This is a genomic window from Sinomicrobium kalidii, from assembly GCF_021183825.1.
Taxonomy (GTDB): domain Bacteria; phylum Bacteroidota; class Bacteroidia; order Flavobacteriales; family Flavobacteriaceae; genus Sinomicrobium; species Sinomicrobium kalidii.
Map to the genome: position 1 here is coordinate 495,799 of NZ_CP089211.1, position 20,100 is coordinate 515,898.

The window sequence follows — 20,100 nt, forward strand, 5'->3', positions numbered from 1 at the left end:
AACAAATGAATTCCGATTAAAATATCCTGGTAAGATTAAAGCCGAAATAAATATCCCCTTCTCCCCAATCGCCGGTGGCCTGGCCCAGGAAACCATTTTCAAACATCGGCTGAGCATTGGTAAAGTGCATCTGGAAAATATGTCCGCCCGTTTCGAGATCAACCCCTATGGATAACGGGTTTTTAAACGGAGATGCATCCGCCCGGTTAAGGTGCCAGCCGTAATCGGCATTTATGCTCCACCTCGGGGTTATCTTGTACCTTCCGCCCACGCCCAGTGCAAACTGGGAATTATCCTGCGTATCGACCACCACATAGTTTTCATGTAAGAACGTAGGCATTAATTGGAGGGAAAAGTTTTCGGTGAACTTCCTGGAAATAAGAAGCTGTGATGTATAGGAAAGCCGGTGCTTGAACTCCATTTTCGGTAAATCGTCCTTGCTCATGGCCGTATTTGCAGCAATAAGATGATAGCCCGCCACCGTAAACGGAAAACCGTCTTTCCTCTGTTGCAGCAGCCTGTATTTTACCGTTGCACCATATGTTTTCTGGTAAGAACTCCTGGAAACCCCCACCGTTAACCCGTCGGTAATGCCGTAAAGGAATTGCAACCGGGTCACCGCCTGGTCCAGGCCGAAAAAATCGTCGAAACCGTATTTTACACTTCCGAAACGGTGCGATACGACAAAGTAGAAGTCCTTTTTATAAAGCAGTTTTGTAGATTCAAAATTAACGATCTTTATACCTTTGAATGCTGCCCTTACGGAATTGTCTGCTTTCAGTTCCCCGTCCAGTTCCTCCAGCAGGTCCTCCTGGCCGGAACAAAGCAGGGGAAAAGCCAGTAAAAATAAAATGAATTTCATATTATTGCTGATTTAAGATGTAGCATTCATCCAGACGGATCTCCTCCAGCAATTCGTCATATCCCACACACCTGCCCTTAAAAGAGATCGGGGCGCCTGCTTTCTTTCCGGAGGTTTCCCGGAACCGGGCAACGATATTATCATCCACAATCACATGGTCCTTCTCCACAGCTGTAATATTCCCGTTTATTCGGATGACCTCATTCACATACTTTTCCGAAGCCATTGCGGCATCTTCCCGAAATTCACGGATAAACACTTCCGAAGAAAAAGCATACGAGGCTTCCTCCTTTTCAATGTCCCTGTGCGGGCGGTATACATACTTATACGCCACAAAAGCAACGACGAGAATACCCAATACTATCCAGAGTAGTTTCCTCCCCACGACCCAACAATATTATCATTATTTAACTAAAAATATTATTAAATTTACAAAAAATAATCTTACAATAAAACAAATCATCAACAAACAATTTCTTTAACCGGCTTAAATGGTATACTTCGGTTTTTGTATTTTTATTCCCGGAAATATACATACAAAAGTTCCCTTCAAACTACATATGCAAACCATCGATAAAGAAAGATATCTCACCGAACTCCGGGCCGCCATAGAACGTTATGTCCCGATAACCGATGATTCCTGGTCGCTCATAAACTCCATCACCGCATTTCAAACGCTGGAAAAAGGGGAAACCCTGCTTCGCGAAGGGCAGGTGGCCAGATACCTTCATTTTATTTGTAAGGGAGCATTGAGGACCTGTTTTACAGACTCCGAAGGCAACGTCTACAACAAGAACCTTTTCATGGAAGGAAATTTTGCGGCTTCCAAGGTATCCCTGCTACAGGGCACACCTTCTTATTTTACTATTGAAGCCCTGGAGCATTCCGTGCTCGTCAATATCAGTTATAAGGGCTATCGCGAACTCATCCGGAGCAACGAAGATGTGCGGAACTTCTACATTGCCTACATTGAGAAAAACTGGATCATCGAAAAAGAACAAAAGGAAATTTCCCTGGTAATGGAAAATGCGACCGACCGGTACCTCAAACTTCTGGAAAAACATCCGGATATAGACCGGAGGATTCCCAAACTGCACATTGCAGCCCACCTGGGTATTACGCCTACCCAGTTAAGCCGGATACGAAAAAAATTGAAAATAAAAGACCAAAATCAACCTATGTAAAGGCATCGCACATACCTTACCGCTAATTTTGTCCCTGATTAATCATTATGCGTTTACCGGTAACGCAGGTAAATCAGGAATAACAAATAAAACGAAAAAGGTATGGAATTGACCGAAAACCTGAAATGGCGGTACGCCACCAAAAAGTTCGATCCGGGGAGGAAAGTTGCTCCGGAGGACCTGGAAAAAATAAAAGAGGCCATCCGGTTGTCCGCTTCTTCATATGGGCTTCAATTGTACAAAGTTCTTATTATCGAGGACCGCGAATTGCGGGAGAAACTAAAGTCTGTCTCCTGGGGACAACACCAGATCACGGACGCTTCCCACCTTATTGTTTTCTGCAATTACACCAGACCGGGACAGGAACATGTGGAAGAGTATATCAACCTGAAGGCAGGTATACAGGAAATCCCTGTGGAAAATCTGAAAAGTTACAGTGATTTTATGGTGCAAAAACTAAGTGAAAAATCACTGAAGGAACAGGAAGAGTGGACAGCCAGGCAAACCTACCTCGCCCTTGGCAATTTACTGGCCGCCTGTGCAGAACTCAGGATCGATACCTGTCCCATGGAAGGGTTTCAGCCCGACCGTTACAACGAGATCCTCGGGCTCTCTGACCGGGGACTGAATACTTCCGTCCTGGCAACCATAGGCTACAGATCGGCCGAGGATACTTCGCAGTATGAAAAAAAGGTCAGAAAACCCGGGAACAAATTATTCGAAGAACTTTAAGCTGTAAACAATGAACCAGTTAACGCTATCCGCATTGGCTTTTGTGGGCGGAATATTTCTCGCTGCCCAGGGAAGTTATAATGCCCACCTGGGGGTTTTGCTGAAAAACCCGTTTCTCGCCTCTGTCCTGGCATTCTTTTTCAGTACGATTTTTGCCCTGGTTATCGCCATCATCAGCCTGAAAGAATTTCCGGACAAGGAAACGATACGGCACATTCCTTTTTATATGTGGTTTATCGGAGGACTTTTCTGTGTTATGGGCATCAGCCTGTATTACTATACCATCCCCAGGCTGGGGATGGCCTCCATGATATCCCTCGGCCTGTGCGGTCAGCTTATCTTTGCCGTAATAGCCGGTCATTTCGGATGGCTGAACCTGCCCACCGAACCCATTACTCTCAGAAGGACCATCGGCGTCATATCCATGATTGCCGGTATCTTACTCATAAACCTGAAATAAAATAAAACCGATGAAAACACAAGAAAAAACAAATCTCACCAAAGCCAATATAGAAAACCTGACCTCTTTGTGGGCAACCGTAAGTTCCCCTTTCCGGTCCTATCACACACACGATTTTTTTGACTACGCCACGGTACCTGACTCCGACTGGCCCAACCGCTTATGGTTTAACCGGGATTTTACGGACGACACGATAGAAGACGTATTGCGCATCCTTAAATCGGGTGCTGTGAAATTAACCGTACCCTACTGGGATACTTACGGCAGCGAATCGTACAAAATCCTGGAATCCCGCGGTTTTACGAAAACCTTTGAACAGGTAGGGATGTCATTGCCCTTAACAGCGTGGTTCCCGGAACCGGAGCGGCTAGACATCCGCCTTGTTACCAACCGTTATGAAGCCCGGACATGGGCTGAGCTCTACCCCGGGGCTTTCGGTTATCGCATCGGGGAGAACATACTGCAGCATGCCCACGAAAACACATCGTTTTTCCTCGTGTATTTCCAGGAGCGTCCCATAGGTACCGCCATCATACATTATACAGGTAAGGTGGCAGGAATTCACGGCGTAGGGGTTATACCCGAAATGCGAAGGAACGGTTTTGCCGCGGAAATCATGGAATTCACCCTGAATAAAGCCATTGAAGCGGGGGCCACACATGCCACCCTCCAGGCGTCTGCAATGGGAAAAGGACTCTATGACAAACTGGGGTTCACCGAACAGTTTGTTATGAAAAACTACAATCTGGTCCCTTAAAAAATACGGGGGAAACAGGTGACGGAAGCTATCGTATATTTGTCCTTTTCCGTGCTTTGTTTGGGAAATAAAAAACGAATCTATACTTTTAGACAGCGAAACTTTTTAATTTCAGTCCCAATCCATTTTTCAAAGTATGAGAACGGCATTCCTTATCTTGTTTTCCCTCTTATTTCTTGCCTGTGCCCCGGAAACCCGGGACACCAGGTACATCGATGTTTCCGAAAGGGGATATTCACACAGTGTGGAGATCGACCTTGGCAGTTCAAAAATGGTAGTGCTCTCGGGACAGATTGCCGTGAATGCCGACGGAAAAATAGTAGGCGTCAATGATTTTGAAGAACAAACCGACCAGGTTTTCCGCAATATCAAAGCATTGGTAGAAAAATCAGGTGGTACCATGGATGATGTGGTGAAGATAGATTGCTATTTTACCGACATTTCCAAACTGGCCGAATTCCGGAAAGTAAGGGACCGTTACATCAACCTCAAAACACCGCCCACCAGTGTAGCCGTAGAAGTTAATCAACTAGTCAATAAGGAGTTGATGATCGAAATAGGGGCCGTGGCAGTCATCGGGAAATAGACAAGGAATCCCTTATTAAAAAAGACAGGTCTCTTTTCCGGAAAAATATATAACTGTCATCTCAAGCCCTTAGGCTGTTGCTCAGGGTAAGCTGAAGCGGAAGGGTTTTTAGCCTGTCCTGAGTTTATCGAAGAGTTTCTTACAGCATTAAATTATATAACTGACCATCAGTGAAAAATAAAATTCAAAGGGGAAGTTTTTACACATCCCCCGGATTACACTAAATTTTGATGATGTGTAAATGAATACTGTATTCAGACAGGGGATTAAACTACACCCATTCGTTCATATGTTCCCCGCCACCGCTGGAAATCACACGACAGGAAATAGTAAAGGTCTCTGTTAAAGGATTTCTCCCGGAGGCATCGAAATTTTCCCTGTACTTCACAAGATAGCCTTCCGTGAAGTGTACCTCTCTCAGTTTGGCATCGGTATCACGCTTACTATAGGTGATCATCCCGTTCTTACGCTCAAAATTGTTGGTCATCCACTCAAAAAAGAAAGAATCCCCGGTAGATTCTACGGTGAGATAGATCCTCCCCCCGCGTGTAACAGAAGAAGGACGCCCCGTAGCATCCACTTCCTGTGTGAGGTCGTAGTTGGCATTCAAGATATTTACTTTCTTACCGCCTACACTTAACATGGCTTTAAATGACATACTTATCGGTTTTTAAAAATTAAGGTTTAAAAAAAATATACCAAATCAAATATTGAATTACATACCTCTGCAAGGTATTAAAGATTACCCTATTCCACAAAACAAATACCGTTTATTTTCTACCCTGTTGTAAGAATTCACTTTTTGTATAAAGTCGGACCAGAACCTTTTTCGCCATATTTTTCACCACGATCATATCGTGAAAAATACCTATTTTTGGATAACCGAAAAAACGACGTTCTGAAAACAGCGGATCATCATCCCGTACAAAAACACATTCCGAATGCTAAAAAATATAGTTGTACTCTTTCTCCTCTCCGCAAGTCTCTTTGCATGCAAGGAAAAGAAAAACAAACCCGGAACTACTGCAAAAAGCAACAACAGCACGACATCAAAAACCGTAAAAAAGGCTTCGTTTGCCTTTATAGGTACCTATACCAGGAAGGAAGGGCACGTAGACGGCCAGGCGGAAGGCATATACCTGTTACAGAGAAACCCGGAGAACGGGCTGCTCAAACGGGTGGCCACGGTGGCAAAAATGACAAACCCGTCCTTTCTTGCCGTTTCGCCGGACAATCAGAACCTCTATGCCGTGAGTGAAGTGGCCCGTGAAGGAGAAACGGGAAAGTTACTGGTGTTCGGACTGGACGATTTAAAAAAACCCGACCTTCTCCAGGAATTGACCACGGATGCCAAAGCGCCCTGCCATGTGAGCCTGGACACTGACGGTAAATATGTGTTTGTCGCCAATTATGCAGGTGGCGTGGTCAAAATGTACAAGAGGGATGAAAAAGGCAGATTATCGCCTGCCGATACTGTCCAGCTTCAGGGATCAGGACCTGATGCTGCACGCCAGGAAGTGTCGCATCCCCACTCTGCTGTGGTCTCTCCCGACAATCGTTTTGTCTTCGTTCCCGACCTGGGGAGCGATAAAATCCGGATTTTCAGAATTGACCGGGAAAACGATCGCCTGCTGCCTTCTTCCCCAGGATTTATTTCCACACCTCCCGGTGCAGGCCCCCGGCATTTTGCGTTTCATCCGGATGGCCGCCATGCCTATGTTATCAACGAGTTGGACAATACCATCCTCGCTTTTTCCTATGATTCACAGTCGGGGAAACTGACAGAAATACAGAAAATATATACCCTGCCGGAAGGATTTAAAGGAAAAAGCAATACCGCAGATATACACATCCACCCCAACGGAAAATTTCTCTATGGGTCCAACCGCGGTCACAACAGCATCGTGGTTTTTACCATAGCCCCGGAAACCGGGAAATTGTCACTTGTGGAACACGAGCCCACCAAGGGGGATTTCCCCAGGAACTTCGCTGTTCACCCCTCGGGGAAACAACTTTATGCAGCCAATCAAAATTCGGGAAACATCGTACAATTTGCCATCGATGCGAAAACCGGGAAACTGTCTTACGAACAGGAACTCGAGGTAAAAACACCGGTTTGTATCAAATTTTTTCCCTGAATTTGTGCAATTTGCTTATTTTTGCTGCTTTAAAACACATCAGTGGCAATGGTGTCTGCCGGAAACCGCCCTTTTACCGGGGATGATGGCGCCTGTTAATCCCCACTATCGTTACGGATAACGATAGCGGCACATTATTAATGATAACAGGTATTGCCATGACCAGACAAGAACTTTCCGGAAAGCTGCTTTCGATACAACAACTCCCTTCCCTTTTTTTCCTGGGCAAATGGATAATGCTGTCCGCACTGGTCGGTATTTTAGCGGGTACGGCCTCTGCATTTTTTCTCATTGCTCTCAACTGGGCCACAGATTACCGGGAGGCCCATACCTGGATCATCTGGCTGCTTCCCCTGGGGGGACTGATCATAGGATTGAGTTATCACTATTGGGGGCAGGACGTGGTAAAAGGAAATAACCAGCTCCTTGAAGAATTTTACAGCCCGAAACAGATCATCCCGCTCAAAATGGCCCCTCTGGTCCTGTTCGGCACCGTGGTCACCCATTTTTTCGGAGGGTCGGCAGGCCGTGAAGGTACTGCAGTCCAAATGGGAGGCGCCATTGCCGATCAGTTTACCCGGCTGTTCCGCATGCGGCCCAGGGACAGGAAGATACTACTCATTATCGGGATCAGCGCCGGGTTTGCCTCGGTCTTCGGCACACCGCTTGCCGGGGCGGTCTTTGCCCTCGAAGTCCTTGTGATCGGCAGGATGCGCTACGAGGCCCTCCTGCCCAGTTTTATCACTGCGGTCATTGCCGATTTTGTTTGTCGCTGGTGGCAGGTAGGCCATACTCACTACCATATCGCCGTAGTCCCTCAAATGCAGTTTTCCTTTTTGATGTGGGCAATCCTTGCCGGAATTTTTTTCGGACTGGCGGCACTCGCCTTTTCCCGTTCTACCCATTTCTTCGGCAACCTGTTCGGGACGAAAATAAAATATCCGCCCTTACGCCCCGTCATCGGCGGAGTGGTTATCGCCCTGGTCGTTTTCTTTATGGGCACCACAAAATATATAGGGCTGGGCATTCCCACGATCGTGGACGCTTTTGAAACAGAACTCCCGCCCTACGACTTTATCCTGAAAATATTTTTAACCGCATTCACTCTCGGGGCAGGTTTTAAGGGCGGTGAAGTTACACCCCTGTTCTTTATCGGGGCCACCCTGGGGAATGCCCTGGCCATCTTTATCCCCCTGCCCGCCGCATTGCTCGCCGGAATGGGGTTTGTCGCCGTTTTTTCGGGAGCTACGAATACGCCCATTGCCTGCACCATTATGGGCATAGAACTCTTCGGTATTCAAAGCGGTATGTTCATAGCCATAGCCTGTGTTACGGCTTACATCTTCTCCGGGCATTCGGGCATTTATTCCTCACAAATTATCGGCAGTCCGAAACACCTCTTTTACGGCAGGGACCGCGGAAAAACATTAACAGAGGTGGACAAAAAACACAAACAAACATCAAAAAAAGACTTGCGGGGACTTTAACCGGGTAACAGTGGCCGGGATATTCGGTTTTCGGTAATCAGTACCTGCCGTTACCGGTTTCAAAACAGCAAAAACCAGGCTTATTCAGACATGGCCGAATCAGTAACCTGTAACGTGCTACCTGCAAACCGGAAATCTGTTCTTCATGCAATAGTTAAACCCTCCCCCTGGCCTTTGCCGACTAAAAACAATACGCTAAATTGTACCCTTTAAACACCTGCTTATGGAAAAGAAAGGAAACGATTCGGGTTACCGTCAAACCATAGAAATCCCCCGGAGTATACAATATACGGGCAAATTTCTTCAATTACTCTCCCCTGCCCTGGCCACAAAGTTCGCCACCCGGCTTTTCACCTCCCCTTTAAAATACAAAATTCCGAAACGGGAGGAACACATGGATGAACAAAGTAAACAGACCCGAAAAGCCGTAGCTTCCATCGATAAGGAGATCGTGGTATATGAATATGGCGACAGTCCGAAGAAAATATTACTGGTTCACGGATGGAGCGGCAGAGGCACGCAACTGGTGAAAATTGCCGATGCTTTGTGTAAAGCCGGGTATGCTACCATAAGTTTTGACGCTCCCGCACACGGCAAGGCAGGAGGAAAAGACTCCAATATGCTCGAATTTATCGAAGCGGCAATGCTGCTCGAAAAGGAATACGGGCCTTTTGAAGCCGCAGTAGGCCATTCCCTCGGGGGAATGACCCTGCTCAATGCGGTAAAGAAAAAATCGGACATCCGGAAACTGGTCATCATAGGTTCCGGGGATATGGTATCGGATATTGCCCTCGACTTTGTGCGGACACTGGGGTTAAAGGATGAAATAAGTTACAGCATGAAAAGCGCATTCGACCGGCAGATGGGTTTTGACATCGATGACCTTTCCGCCAGTATTGCCGCCCGTGACGTACACACTCCCGTATTGATCGTACATGATGAGGATGACCGGGACGTACCGGTAAGTGCGGCAAAGCATATCCTGGAAAACCTGAGTGACGGAGAACTGATGATCACTACCGGCCTCGGCCACAGAAAAATTCTCGGGGATACACGGGTCATTCAGAAAATCATTACCTTTATCAAAAATTAAAACAAAAGCGATGAAAAAAATTCTTGCATTATTATTGGTAACTCCCCTGATTTTTATTTCATGCGAAGGCGATCAAGGACCTCCCGGGCCTCCCGGAGAAGATGGTCTGGATGGTGGTCAGGGAAGAATATATGAAGTAAGTGTTGATCAGTTTGAGTATATTGAAGGAGATAATATATACAGTGCCATATTTGATTTCTCGGATGTCTTTAGTGAATCTCACAATGTATTCGTATATCACTTGCTCGTAATTGAAGACGATCAGGGTAATCCGGTAGACAGTTGGGATTTACTACCCTATAGCGTGTTTACCGATCAGGGAACATTCCAATATTCCTTTAATCATACTTCTTTTGACCTGGAAATATTAATCAATGGAGATTATGACCTTTCCAACATAAGCACAGCTTATACACAAGACCAGATTTTCAGGGTTGTTGTTACCAATAATACGATAGAGGAGGTAGCAAATATCAACAATATGGAAGAAGTAATGAAAACCCTTAAAATAAACAATATAGAGCAACTAAATATCAGGAAGAACTAATCAAAAGAGACCTTTGTTTTAGTCAATTTGAAACAAATATAGCGAAACCGATAGGCCATTCAATACCTATCGGTTTCTTTTTTGAGTTAAGTAATTTTATAGCTGTATTTTTACAGTACCAAACTTTTATTCCCTCCGCTATGAAAAACAAAGAGTATCCCGTTACTAAAACCGACGAAGAATGGAAAACACAGCTCTCCCCGGAAGCCTACCGGGTATTGCGCGGCGGCGGTACGGAATTTCCCCATTCCGGGGAATACAACCTTCATTTTGAGAACGGCACCTATTCCTGTAAAGCCTGCAACACCCCCTTGTTCAAAAGTGATTATAAATTCCGGAGCAATTGCGGCTGGCCGAGTTTTGACCAGGCCCTGGACGGTGCCATCGAGTACCTGAAAGACACTTCGCACGGTATGCTCCGTACGGAAATCCGCTGTGCCAACTGCGGCGGCCATCTGGGTCATGTTTTTGACGACGGGCCTACTGAAACCCGAACAAGATACTGTGTAAACTCCGCCGGACTGGACTTCAGGAAATAAACTATATTCCACTGTTTTCCTGTCCTGAAACACACTTTTCACAACACATGTATACTGTTAATTAACAGATGTTTAACACCCACTTCAACCCCTTTTCCCCGGGGGTAAAAATTTCTTTGATAAATGCGTCTAAAACCTTTTCGTATTTCTTACCTTTGACCCATATTGTGCTGTACAATATATTCCCTGAAAAGATATTCGGGACTTTAAAAGGAAACACTAAACATTAAAATTTGATCTTAGAAATGGGAAAAGGTTTTTTTCATGTCCCTGTGGCAGTCAATGAACCCGTAAAGTCATATGCCCCGGGGAGCCCCGAAAGAGAAGAGGTGTTAAATCAGTACAAAGCCTATTTTAACGGTTCGGAAGATATTCCCATGTACATAGGGAACGAGGAGATCCGTACCGGGAACACCAGGTCCATTGCGCCTCCGCATGACCACCAGCACGTTATAGGCCAGTACCACCTCGCTGAAAAATCGCATATAGAAAAAGCCATTGCTACGGCACTGGAAGCCCGTAAAAAGTGGGCCGCACTGCCCTGGGAACAACGGGCAGCCGTGTTCCTTCGGGCAGCCGATCTGTTTGCAGGCCCCTACCGGGCCAAAATGAATGCGGCCACCATGATAGGACAGTCCAAGAACATCCACCAGGCCGAGATCGATTCGGCATGTGAGATCGTGGATTTCCTGCGGTTTAACGTGGAATATATGTCGCAGATATACAACGACCAGCCCGAATCGTCCGAAGGTGTCTGGAACCGGGTGGAATACAGGCCTCTCGAAGGTTTTGTATATGCCATTACCCCGTTCAACTTCACGGCCATTGCCGGGAACCTTCCCTCCAGTGCAGCACTCATGGGTAACGTTGTAGTGTGGAAACCCAGCGACAGCCAGATATTCTCTGCAAAGGTCATAACAGACGTATTCAGGGAAGCAGGAGTGCCCGACGGAGTGATCAACGTGGTTTACGGCGATCCGGCCATGATCACCGATACCATCCTGGCCAGTCCTGATTTTACGGGAATACACTTTACAGGGTCAACCAATGTATTCAAGAACATATGGTCCAAAATAGGCGCCAATATACATACTTACAAAACGTACCCGAGGATTGTAGGTGAAACGGGAGGAAAAGACTTTATCATTGCCCACCCGAGCTCCAAAGCAAAACAGGTGGCCACAGCCATTTCCAGGGGTGCTTTTGAATTCCAGGGACAAAAGTGCAGCGCCGCTTCGAGAGTGTACCTGCCTGCATCCATGGCCGATGAAGTACTGAATTTCGTAAAGGCGGATGTGGAGTCCTTCAAAATGGGATCGCCCGAAGATATGGGCAATTTCATTACCGCCGTTATCCACGAAGGTTCTTTTGACAAACTGGCCAGCTATATCGATCAGGCCAAAACAGACCAGGATGCGGAGATCATTGCCGGCGGGAACTACGACAAATCAAAGGGCTACTTTATAGAACCTACGGTTATTCGTACCACCAATCCGCAGTACAAGACCATGACCACCGAACTGTTCGGTCCGGTAGTTACGGTTTATGTCTATGAAGATGAAAAATGGGAAGAAGCCCTTCAACTGGTGGATACCACATCGGAATACGGACTTACGGGCGCTGTTTTTGCCAACGACCGTTACGTCGTGGAACAGGCTACCAAGGCCCTGCAAAACAGTGCGGGTAATTTCTATATCAACGACAAGCCTACGGGAGCCGTTGTAGGACAACAGCCATTCGGCGGTGCCAGGGCATCCGGAACCAATGACAAGGCTGGTTCCGCACTTAATCTCCTGCGGTGGGTTTCCACACGCCTCATCAAGGAAACTTTTGTATCGGCCGAAGATTACCGTTACCCGTTCCTCGGATAGATCAATAACTTCGGACGAATATCATAAAATCAACATCCCTGCCGTGCTCCGGCGGGGATTTTTTTGCTTTCGCTTTACTGCACATTCCCTTTATTCATGCCCCTTTCCGGCGATTAAGTGTTGAATTCGACATTTAACAAACATTTAACCCTCTCCCCTTAAACCTTGACCTACATTTACGATCTAACTAAAAAATCCTAAAAAAAGTAACTCACCTAAGTAATGAAAAAGACCTTATTATTACTGAGTATTTTCCTTTTACAATACTCTTTTGCACAGCAGTCAGATTCCGGAACAGTAACACTCACCGGGAAAGTTGTAGATGCCGAGACCAAAGAACCACTGGAATTTGCCACTCTTGTTGTGCGCAGCCTCGACAACCCCGAAAAAGTTAGCGGGGGAATGACTGATACGGAAGGAAAATTTAAAGTAACGGTAAGTGCCGGAAATTATGATGTAAGCGTGGAATTCATGTCTTACAAATCCTATACATTAAAAAGCCAATCCCTCACCGGTTCCAAAGATTTCGGGACTATTACACTTGAACTCGATGTTGCGCAACTCAATGAAGTAGAGGTTGTAGGCGAAAAAACCACTGTGCAACTGCGCCTGGACAAAAAAATATATAACATCGGTACGGATCTTACCACTCAAGGAGCTTCTATTTCCGATGCACTTGACAACGTTCCCTCGGTAACAGTAGATGTAGATGGTACCATCGCCCTTCGTGGTAACGACAATGTGCGTATCCTTATAAACGGGAAGCCTTCAGCCATGGCCGGTTTTGGAGACACCAACATCTTTCAGCAACTCCCTGCCGATGCCATTGAAAGTGTAGAAGTAATCACAAGCCCGTCGGCACGCTACGATGCCGAAGGTACGGCCGGTATCCTTAACATCATCTTAAAGAAAGATGAAATACTGGGATTTAACGGTTCTGTTTCCCTTAGGACCGGGATACCTGAAAACCATAACCTTTCTGCCAACATTAATTACAGGAGAAAAAAATTCAACATCTTTAACACCACAGGTGTCTACTACCGAAAATCCCCGGGGAATGCTTTTTATGAGAACCGTTATTTAGGTGACAGCGTAGATGTAGACCACACTCTGGAAGACAGGGATAGAGATCGCCGATACAGAGGTATTAATACCAACCTGGGAATAGAATATTACCTCACCGAAAACTCTTCTATTACCGGAAGTGTTTTTGGCAGATTGGGTGATGACAAGAGTATTGTAGAGAATACGACCTCACGTTTCCTTAATGGCGAAACGGTAAACGAAACTTCCAGGGTAGAAACCGAAGGGGAAAAAGACACCAGCATACAGTTTGCGGTGAATTATATAAATAATTTTAATGATGAAGGACACAAATTAACCGCTGATTTTCAATATTCGTATGACAAAGAAGACCGTCCTACTTTTATTGAGGAAAATCTGTTTTATCCTACCGAAGGTTTAATGGCGAGGGAACAGATTTTTCAAAATGAAAAACAAAATGAATACCTTATTCAGGCCGATTATGTATTGCCGATGGGTGACGCTCAGTTTGAAGCCGGTTTCAGGAGTAATATGGAAAACGAGGTGACGGATTATGCACTGGAACAATACAATTTAAACACGGGGGAATACGAACCCAACTTAGGACTTACCAATATTTTTGATTACACCGAAAACGTACACGCCCTCTACACACAATACGGCAACAAAATAGGAAAATTGTCCTTTTTATTGGGCCTGCGTTTAGAGAATACCGTTTTAAAAGGAAAGGTAACAGGCGAAGATTCGGCTATCGACCTCCCTTACGAGCCCAATTTTGACAAAAATTATGTCGGCCTCTTCCCTACTGTAAACCTGATTTATGAACTGGGCGAAGAAGAAGACCTCTCTGTGGGATATAACCGCCGTATTAACCGCCCCAGGGGCTGGTTCATCAACCCGTTTCCCTCCCGCGACAGCCGTACTAACATTTTCCAGGGAAATCCGGATTTAGACCCGGCCTTTTCCGATGCTTTTGATGTGGGCTATTTAAAAAGATGGGGGAACCTCACCTTTTCCACCTCGGTCTATTTTCAACACGAAACCGAGTCGTTTGAATTTATCCAAGAAGATACCGGTCTGACTACTGAAGATGGCGTAGCTATTATTCGTTCCATACCCATTAACCTTTCCAGTGAGGATCGTTTTGGAGGTGAGTTCAGTATCATGTACAACCCCTCAAGAAAAGTGAGGCTCAATACCAGTTTCAACATATTTAAATCTCAAACCGACGGGGAGTTTAACGGTATAGACTACAGTGCTGAAAATACCAGTTGGTTTTCCAGGTTAAGTGCCAATATCACCTTACCTGCCAAAATACAATGGCAAACCACCGGTTTTTACAGAGGTCCTTCTAAAACCGCCATTTCCGAAAGAAAAGGTATGTTCGGACTTAACATGGCCGTGAGCAAAGACCTTATTAAAGACAAGGCCACAATCAACCTGAACGTAAGCGACTTGTTCAACAGCCGTAAAATGAGGTCATATACCTTTACCGATGACTTTACTTCTGACAGTGAAAACCAATGGAGAGAACGTCAGTTCACGCTCTCTTTCACCTATCGTTTTAATCAGCCTAAAGAAGAAAGAAGAGGCAAAGGAAATGGAAATATGAACGAAGACATGGGAGGTTTTGAAGGGTAAGATCAATGCGCTTTCGATCTGTCTCCTTTGAACAGAGGCTTTATTTTTCCGTTTTGGAAATAGAAAATAACAGAGGGTGTCTTCAAAAAAAGACGCCCTCTTTTCTTATATGGTTTTGTAGCCTAAAATCCGGTTTTTAATAAAAGAATGTCACAAGTCTGGAGACTTGCGACGGGTACGGGATATATTATGACGTTCTAAGCGTAGCTTTTTACTTTCTGTTCCAGAGATGTCATGGTTGTTTCCAGCCTGTCCATCGCTTCTTTTATCTCATCGAGGGTAAGTGAAGCAAAACCCATACGGAGACCGGGATAGGGATTATCAATGGTATCGTCTTCATCACCGCAATACCCGCCCAGTTTCAATTTGTTTTTCCGGGCTTCGGCCTTTACCTCGTCCCAGTCATACCCTTCCCTGAGTTTCACCCAGACAGCCATCCCACCTTCGGGTTTCCGGAATTCGAAGTACTCCCCCAGCCTTTCCTTCAACAGTGAACAAAACAGGTCGCGCCGCGCATGGTATATTTTCAGGGCCTTTTTGCTGTGCCTTTGTATTTCTCCCTCACGTATCATCCGGGCCAGGGTCAGTTCAAGGAGCTGATCGCCCTGCCGGTCTATAACCCTCCTCATAAGGGCCGCCTCGTCCGTAAAGGCCTTCGGGGCCACCAGATATCCCACACGAATGCCCGGGGCCACGATCTTACACAAGGCGCCTATATAAATGACATTTCCCCCGGAATCGCTACTGGCCAGGGGCAAAATGGGGGCATTACAGTAATGAAAATCATAATCGTAATCGTCCTCAATGATCGCAAAACCATATTTCTGCGAAAGCTCCAGGAGGTGCATGCGCCGGTGTGCAGAAAGGGTTACCGTTGTAGGATGATGATGGTGCGATGTTACATAAACCGCCCTTATTTTCCTTTTCCTGCAGAGCGTCTCCACATCATCGGTCCTGATCCCGTTCGCGTCTACCCGTACCCGGTTAAGTGTTCCCCCCGCTTCGGTGAATGCCTTGTTGGCCGAGCGGTAATTGGTCTCCCCCACCACTATGTTCTCCCCTTGTTCAAGCAGTAACCGCGCAGACAGGTAAATGCCCATCTGGCTTCCCCGGGTAATGAGGATATTTTCCGGTTCGGTACTCAGCCCCCGGGTATCGTTCAGGTAATCGGCAAGGGCCTCCCGGAGCTCCATATTGCCATAAATAGACCCGTACGACAGGTGCTTCCTGTTATAGGATTTTTTCACGATATTCCGATACACCCTGGCAATTTCCTCAATGGGGGCAATACGGGTATCGGGCACACCGTCGTCCAGTCCGAGGATACCTTCTTTCGGAAATTCCGTATCCCTTGCGTTCAAATGTTCCCTCCGGATAAAAGCAAATCCCGGAGACTGCTTCCTCATTTTTGCCTTTTCTGCGGCTTCCGTACCCGGGATGGGTTGTTGTTCTACTATGGGTAAAGAACTGTTAACAAACGTACCCTTGGCCGGACGCACCTCGATCCAGTCCTGAGCCATCAGTTCGTCATAGGCCGCCACTACCGTTTTCCGATGGACCTGAAGGGTGTCTGCCATCCACCTTGATCCCGGAAGTTTGGTGGAAGGAGGTAATATCCCACATTTTATTAATTGGATGACCTGATTGCACAACTGGATATATACAGGCGTGCATGATTTTCTGTCGAGCGTAATAATCGTTTTGTAAGGAATCATAACCGGACTACTTGATATATTAAAACCGGACCACTTAAACACCCCATAAAACTACTACTTTTGAATGTGAAAATCAACAGGAATCCGACAATTTCAGTTTTTCGGAGACCTTATTTGTATTGAATCCATCAAAACAAGAACGGTTATGCATAAAAAGCACGATTACAATATTACGGTAAAATGGACGGGGAACGAAGGGACAGGAACCAGTAACTACAAAGCCTACAACCGGGGGCATACCATTGTAAAAGAAGGTAAAGCCGATATCCTCGGATCGTCAGACCCTGCTTTTCTGGGCGACCCGGAAAAACATAATCCGGAAGAACTGCTCGTAGCTTCGGTCTCTTCCTGTCATATGCTGTGGTTTTTGCACCTCGCTGTAAAGGCAGGAGTTATTGTTACTGCTTATGAAGACCGTGCCACGGGAAATATGGAGGAAGACCCGGAAGGCGGCGGACGTTTTACGGAGATCGTGTTACATCCCAGGGTAACGGTAACCGAAGCGTCGATGTGTAGCAACCTGAAGGCATTACATCACGAGGCCAACCGGCTCTGTTTTATTGCCAATTCCTGCAATTTCCCCATACGGCACGAGCCTGTTTGTGAAATAGAAAATTAAAAAGCGACTAAAGGGCACAACCGTCCTGTAACCAAGATTTCAGACTTATGGCAAATTTCGATATAACACCGTTAAACAAACTGGTAAGAGGACCGAAAAGGGCTTCTTATGACAGGGAACAGATCTACGACATCCTGGACGGAAAGTTCCTCTGCCATATCGGTTATTCCTGGCAGGGAAAGACCGTTGTTATTCCCACCGCCTACGGCAGGAAACAGGATAAAATATACATTCACGGTTCCCTGAAAAACCGGATGATGCTTTCACTTACCGAGGCCGGGGAAGCCTGTATTTCAGTTACCCATCTGGACGGACTGGTCCTGGCGCGTTCGGCATTTCACCATTCGGCCAATTACCGTTCGGTCAACATATTCGGAAAAGTAAAAAACATCGAAGGGAAAAAGGAAAAAATGCAGGCCCTGAAGTGTATCCTTAACCATATGGTCCCGGATCACTGGGAATACGTAAGACATCCCAATGACAAGGAGCTCAGTGCTACCATGGTCCTGGAAATTTCGATAGATACCGCTTCAGCCAAAGTACGGACCGGGGATGCAGTTGATGAAAAAGAAGATCATGAACTTCCTGTCTGGGCAGGGATAATCCCCATATCGGAAACTGTCGGAGAACCTGTTTACGATCCTTTGCTTCCGGATACTATAAAAGCCCCGGAATCTGTTTTGAATTATGTAAAAAACAATAACCCTTAAAAACAAAAAAGCTATGTCTACACCCGCACCATGCCAATGCAATACATCGGTTTGCGAAAGCAATAATTATTCCCGGACCGGGATCTCCGATCTCCTGCACACCTTTATAGAAAAGCAGGTAAAAAAACCGGGAAAGGAACATCTGGATCGTATTTCCGTCCTGATCCCGGAATATTTATCCAAATCCAAATAATTCCGCTGATTGTGTTCTTTACAATGAGACAAGCCCGACAGACAGTTTGCCGGGCTTGTTTTGTGAGCAAGACAAAGCACGAACAGACAATAAGCCGTTAATTCCATTATAACGGCAAACGTGAAGCTACATCATACGTAACCCTTAATACGTTTGAAGTAACGGAATGATCTGCTTTCGGGTCAGTCAATAGCACGATCTCCGTTTATATCCCCTTTCTTTTCATATATAAAAGCCGCTCCGTACACAATGTACGAAAGCGGCTTTCCGACCAACTAACTAACTCCATCTGATGTATGCTTCCCGAATTCAGTACCCCGGATTCTGTTTGAGATTCGGGTTTACCTTCAGGCTGCTTTCGTGAAAAGGCCACAAATAGTTATACGGGGCAAATGAACGGTCTTCGATCTTTAGTGACATCTTTTCGCCATTGACCATCCTTGTATGTCCCAAAGCAGGTTTATTAAGTACGTCTTCCGCTATTCCCCAACGGATGATATCGTCATAACGCAAGCCTTCCCCGGCAAACTCGATACGGCGTTCATTCCTGATCAGGTCTATCCATTGCTGCTGCGTATAGGCGCTGTAATGCGGCAGGGTGACATCGGCTACGGTCATATCCAGACCTGCCCTTTCCCTGACCCGGTTGATACAGTTCCTGGCCAGGTTATCCACGTCGTTCATCATGATCTTTGCTTCCGCATAAGTGAGAAGTACCTCGGCATAACGCAACAGCCCGTAGGTCAGGTTACCGTTTCGGAAAGCATCGGCCTCCGACACGAATTTCCGGAACCAGTAGCCGGAACGGCTGGCCCGCTGGTTTTCGTGAAACATCGGGTTATTAGAATTATAGATATCTATGGTTTCCCCGTAAAACTCATCGCCGTGCCCCATGATACTGGCTTCATAGCGGGGATCGCGGTTCAGTTTGGGATCCAGTTCATATTCTTCTTTGGTATGGAGCGGGCATTCGTCTATGGGGCGCCCCTGTAAGGTCCAGTATGAATCCACAAGCGACTTCAACGGCACGCAATAGGATTCCCCGTTCCCCGTTCTGAAGTGTGGCCCCAGGTCGCGGAACGAATAGGTAGTGCTTCCGCTGAAACTTTCGATATCCTGGTGCTGGATAAATTCGTTATTGGTGGTAGCCCCTTCGTATTGAAACAGGTCCCTGTAATCGGGGTGCAGGCTGTAATTTCCGCTGTCCATGATCTCCCTGGCCAACCGTGCTGCAAGTTCGTACCGTTCGTTGTAAAGGGCATAACGCATGACCAATGCCTTAAAGGAATACTTATTGAACATGTACTTATTGGTCGTATATTCTTCCGAAGGAAGCCTGTCTGCTATTTCCTCCGACATTTGAAATAACCGGTCCAGTATTTCTTCCCTGGGGGTAGGTTCCAGTTTAGCCCCTTCGACGGTAGTAGGTTCAAGCAGGAAAGGAACGTCACCCCAGCGGGCGGTCATTTCAAAATAATGCCATACCCGGAGGCCTTCCAGTATGCTCTTATAGCGGGCCCGGATGGCTTCGTCCTCCACATAGGGTACATCGATATTGGCGATATAGGTATTTAACCGCCCCACGTGCTTGAGCCGCAAAGTATAGTAATATTCGAACGCACGCGTATTGCTGTTTATGGTTCCGTTGGCGATACGAAGATGGTGGTCGCCTTCGGAACGGGCATAGGCATTGTCACTTCTGCCGTCTTTCATGTACAGCAAGGTCCTCCTGTTGCTGTGATGGGTAAATACATCATAAAAACTACTGTAGGTTACCCGGCGCAGGTCGTCCTCATCGACAAAAAACTCCTGGAAAGTGGTAGCCGTGGGGTCGGTCTTGTCCAGGAAAGATTCACAGCCGGTCATTCCCACGGTTATAAAAACGGAAATAATAAGTAATTTCTTCATTTTGGTTTTGCTTA

The 20,100-nt window shown here is 46.3% G+C and carries 20 protein-coding genes and 1 riboswitch; of the genes, 15 read left to right on the top strand and 5 right to left on the bottom strand.

Features of this window, described 5'->3' with window-relative positions:
* Positions 1 to 16 precede the first annotated feature (16 nt).
* Together LS482_RS01865 and LS482_RS01870 are read right to left on the bottom strand one after the other, a co-directional pair.
* On the bottom strand, positions 17 to 862 hold the full coding sequence (locus tag LS482_RS01865; protein WP_233030043.1) for a DUF5777 family beta-barrel protein: 846 nt from the start codon (positions 860 to 862) through the stop codon (positions 17 to 19).
* A gap of 1 nt (position 863) precedes the next feature.
* The gene (locus LS482_RS01870) at positions 864 to 1,247 is read right to left on the bottom strand and encodes an OB-fold protein (RefSeq protein ID WP_233030044.1); all 384 of its coding nucleotides are present in this window, start codon (positions 1,245 to 1,247) and stop codon (positions 864 to 866) included.
* Positions 1,248 to 1,422: 175 nt separating this feature from the next.
* Between LS482_RS01870 and LS482_RS01875 the strand changes: the two genes are divergently transcribed.
* The 5 genes from LS482_RS01875 (at position 1,423) to LS482_RS01895 (ending at position 4,581) form a co-directional block, all read left to right on the top strand.
* Positions 1,423 to 2,046, top strand: a complete 624-nt coding sequence (locus LS482_RS01875; protein ID WP_233030045.1) for a Crp/Fnr family transcriptional regulator — start codon at positions 1,423 to 1,425, stop codon at positions 2,044 to 2,046.
* Positions 2,047 to 2,148: 102 nt separating this feature from the next.
* The gene (locus LS482_RS01880; RefSeq protein WP_233030046.1) at positions 2,149 to 2,778 is read left to right on the top strand and encodes an NAD(P)H-dependent oxidoreductase; all 630 of its coding nucleotides are present in this window, start codon (positions 2,149 to 2,151) and stop codon (positions 2,776 to 2,778) included.
* Positions 2,779 to 2,788: 10 nt separating this feature from the next.
* Positions 2,789 to 3,238, top strand: a complete 450-nt coding sequence (locus LS482_RS01885; RefSeq protein WP_233030047.1) for a DMT family transporter — start codon at positions 2,789 to 2,791, stop codon at positions 3,236 to 3,238.
* A 10-nt stretch (positions 3,239 to 3,248) separates the two neighbouring features.
* Positions 3,249 to 3,995, top strand: a complete 747-nt coding sequence (locus LS482_RS01890; protein WP_233030048.1) for a GNAT family N-acetyltransferase — start codon at positions 3,249 to 3,251, stop codon at positions 3,993 to 3,995.
* A gap of 136 nt (positions 3,996 to 4,131) precedes the next feature.
* Positions 4,132 to 4,581, top strand: coding sequence for a RidA family protein (locus LS482_RS01895; RefSeq protein WP_233030049.1), 450 nt, complete (start codon positions 4,132 to 4,134; stop codon positions 4,579 to 4,581).
* A 271-nt stretch (positions 4,582 to 4,852) separates the two neighbouring features.
* Here LS482_RS01895 and tssD read toward each other — a convergent pair whose 3' ends face one another.
* A complete protein-coding gene (tssD, locus tag LS482_RS01900; RefSeq protein WP_233030050.1) occupies positions 4,853 to 5,239 on the bottom strand; it encodes a type VI secretion system tube protein TssD in 387 nt (128 codons plus the stop codon).
* A 283-nt stretch (positions 5,240 to 5,522) separates the two neighbouring features.
* Between tssD and LS482_RS01905 the strand changes: the two genes are divergently transcribed.
* From LS482_RS01905 to LS482_RS01935, 7 genes are all read left to right on the top strand, one after another.
* The gene (locus LS482_RS01905) at positions 5,523 to 6,719 is read left to right on the top strand and encodes a lactonase family protein (RefSeq protein WP_233030051.1); all 1,197 of its coding nucleotides are present in this window, start codon (positions 5,523 to 5,525) and stop codon (positions 6,717 to 6,719) included.
* 35 nt (positions 6,720 to 6,754) lie between these two features.
* Positions 6,755 to 6,821, top strand: a riboswitch (Fluoride riboswitch).
* Between the two features lie 56 nt (positions 6,822 to 6,877).
* Positions 6,878 to 8,206, top strand: coding sequence for a voltage-gated chloride channel family protein (locus tag LS482_RS01910; protein WP_233030052.1), 1,329 nt, complete (start codon positions 6,878 to 6,880; stop codon positions 8,204 to 8,206).
* Positions 8,207 to 8,429: 223 nt separating this feature from the next.
* The gene (locus tag LS482_RS01915) at positions 8,430 to 9,299 is read left to right on the top strand and encodes an alpha/beta hydrolase (protein ID WP_233030053.1); all 870 of its coding nucleotides are present in this window, start codon (positions 8,430 to 8,432) and stop codon (positions 9,297 to 9,299) included.
* Between the two features lie 10 nt (positions 9,300 to 9,309).
* A complete protein-coding gene (locus LS482_RS01920) occupies positions 9,310 to 9,846 on the top strand; it encodes a hypothetical protein (RefSeq protein ID WP_233030054.1) in 537 nt (178 codons plus the stop codon).
* 140 nt (positions 9,847 to 9,986) lie between these two features.
* Positions 9,987 to 10,385, top strand: coding sequence for a peptide-methionine (R)-S-oxide reductase MsrB (gene msrB, locus LS482_RS01925; protein ID WP_233030055.1), 399 nt, complete (start codon positions 9,987 to 9,989; stop codon positions 10,383 to 10,385).
* Between the two features lie 245 nt (positions 10,386 to 10,630).
* Positions 10,631 to 12,256 (top strand): L-glutamate gamma-semialdehyde dehydrogenase, encoded by a 1,626-nt coding sequence (gene pruA, locus LS482_RS01930; protein WP_233030056.1) that lies wholly within the window; start codon positions 10,631 to 10,633, stop codon positions 12,254 to 12,256.
* A 222-nt stretch (positions 12,257 to 12,478) separates the two neighbouring features.
* Positions 12,479 to 14,941, top strand: a complete 2,463-nt coding sequence (locus tag LS482_RS01935) for a TonB-dependent receptor (protein ID WP_233030057.1) — start codon at positions 12,479 to 12,481, stop codon at positions 14,939 to 14,941.
* A 197-nt stretch (positions 14,942 to 15,138) separates the two neighbouring features.
* Here LS482_RS01935 and pdxR read toward each other — a convergent pair whose 3' ends face one another.
* Positions 15,139 to 16,656: a MocR-like pyridoxine biosynthesis transcription factor PdxR gene (gene pdxR, locus LS482_RS01940; protein ID WP_233030058.1), complete on the bottom strand. Its 1,518-nt coding sequence runs from the start codon at positions 16,654 to 16,656 to the stop codon at positions 15,139 to 15,141.
* Positions 16,657 to 16,801: 145 nt separating this feature from the next.
* Between pdxR and LS482_RS01945 the strand changes: the two genes are divergently transcribed.
* The 3 genes from LS482_RS01945 to LS482_RS01955 are packed head-to-tail and all read left to right on the top strand — an operon-like array spanning position 16,802 to position 18,178.
* Complete coding sequence (locus LS482_RS01945) at positions 16,802 to 17,275, top strand: OsmC family protein (protein WP_233030059.1); 474 nt, start codon at positions 16,802 to 16,804, stop codon at positions 17,273 to 17,275.
* 47 nt (positions 17,276 to 17,322) lie between these two features.
* Positions 17,323 to 17,985, top strand: coding sequence for a pyridoxamine 5'-phosphate oxidase family protein (locus tag LS482_RS01950; RefSeq protein ID WP_233030060.1), 663 nt, complete (start codon positions 17,323 to 17,325; stop codon positions 17,983 to 17,985).
* A gap of 13 nt (positions 17,986 to 17,998) precedes the next feature.
* Positions 17,999 to 18,178: a hypothetical protein gene (locus tag LS482_RS01955; RefSeq protein WP_233030061.1), complete on the top strand. Its 180-nt coding sequence runs from the start codon at positions 17,999 to 18,001 to the stop codon at positions 18,176 to 18,178.
* A gap of 309 nt (positions 18,179 to 18,487) precedes the next feature.
* Here LS482_RS01955 and LS482_RS01960 read toward each other — a convergent pair whose 3' ends face one another.
* Positions 18,488 to 20,086, bottom strand: a complete 1,599-nt coding sequence (locus LS482_RS01960; protein ID WP_233030062.1) for a RagB/SusD family nutrient uptake outer membrane protein — start codon at positions 20,084 to 20,086, stop codon at positions 18,488 to 18,490.
* Positions 20,087 to 20,100 lie beyond the last annotated feature (14 nt).

Coding starts and splice junctions, on each gene's coding strand:
- LS482_RS01890 (WP_233030048.1), top strand. CDS start 3,249: ATGAAAACACAAGAAAAAACAAATCTCACCAAAGCCAATATAGAAAAC.
- LS482_RS01875 (WP_233030045.1), top strand. CDS start 1,423: ATGCAAACCATCGATAAAGAAAGATATCTCACCGAACTCCGGGCCGCC.
- pdxR (WP_233030058.1), bottom strand. CDS start 16,656: ATGATTCCTTACAAAACGATTATTACGCTCGACAGAAAATCATGCACG.
- LS482_RS01865 (WP_233030043.1), bottom strand. CDS start 862: ATGAAATTCATTTTATTTTTACTGGCTTTTCCCCTGCTTTGTTCCGGC.
- LS482_RS01960 (WP_233030062.1), bottom strand. CDS start 20,086: ATGAAGAAATTACTTATTATTTCCGTTTTTATAACCGTGGGAATGACC.
- LS482_RS01915 (WP_233030053.1), top strand. CDS start 8,430: ATGGAAAAGAAAGGAAACGATTCGGGTTACCGTCAAACCATAGAAATC.
- LS482_RS01935 (WP_233030057.1), top strand. CDS start 12,479: ATGAAAAAGACCTTATTATTACTGAGTATTTTCCTTTTACAATACTCT.
- LS482_RS01920 (WP_233030054.1), top strand. CDS start 9,310: ATGAAAAAAATTCTTGCATTATTATTGGTAACTCCCCTGATTTTTATT.
- LS482_RS01955 (WP_233030061.1), top strand. CDS start 17,999: ATGTCTACACCCGCACCATGCCAATGCAATACATCGGTTTGCGAAAGC.
- LS482_RS01895 (WP_233030049.1), top strand. CDS start 4,132: ATGAGAACGGCATTCCTTATCTTGTTTTCCCTCTTATTTCTTGCCTGT.
- LS482_RS01880 (WP_233030046.1), top strand. CDS start 2,149: ATGGAATTGACCGAAAACCTGAAATGGCGGTACGCCACCAAAAAGTTC.
- pruA (WP_233030056.1), top strand. CDS start 10,631: ATGGGAAAAGGTTTTTTTCATGTCCCTGTGGCAGTCAATGAACCCGTA.
- LS482_RS01950 (WP_233030060.1), top strand. CDS start 17,323: ATGGCAAATTTCGATATAACACCGTTAAACAAACTGGTAAGAGGACCG.
- LS482_RS01910 (WP_233030052.1), top strand. CDS start 6,878: ATGACCAGACAAGAACTTTCCGGAAAGCTGCTTTCGATACAACAACTC.
- msrB (WP_233030055.1), top strand. CDS start 9,987: ATGAAAAACAAAGAGTATCCCGTTACTAAAACCGACGAAGAATGGAAA.
- LS482_RS01945 (WP_233030059.1), top strand. CDS start 16,802: ATGCATAAAAAGCACGATTACAATATTACGGTAAAATGGACGGGGAAC.
- LS482_RS01885 (WP_233030047.1), top strand. CDS start 2,789: ATGAACCAGTTAACGCTATCCGCATTGGCTTTTGTGGGCGGAATATTT.
- tssD (WP_233030050.1), bottom strand. CDS start 5,239: ATGTCATTTAAAGCCATGTTAAGTGTAGGCGGTAAGAAAGTAAATATC.
- LS482_RS01905 (WP_233030051.1), top strand. CDS start 5,523: ATGCTAAAAAATATAGTTGTACTCTTTCTCCTCTCCGCAAGTCTCTTT.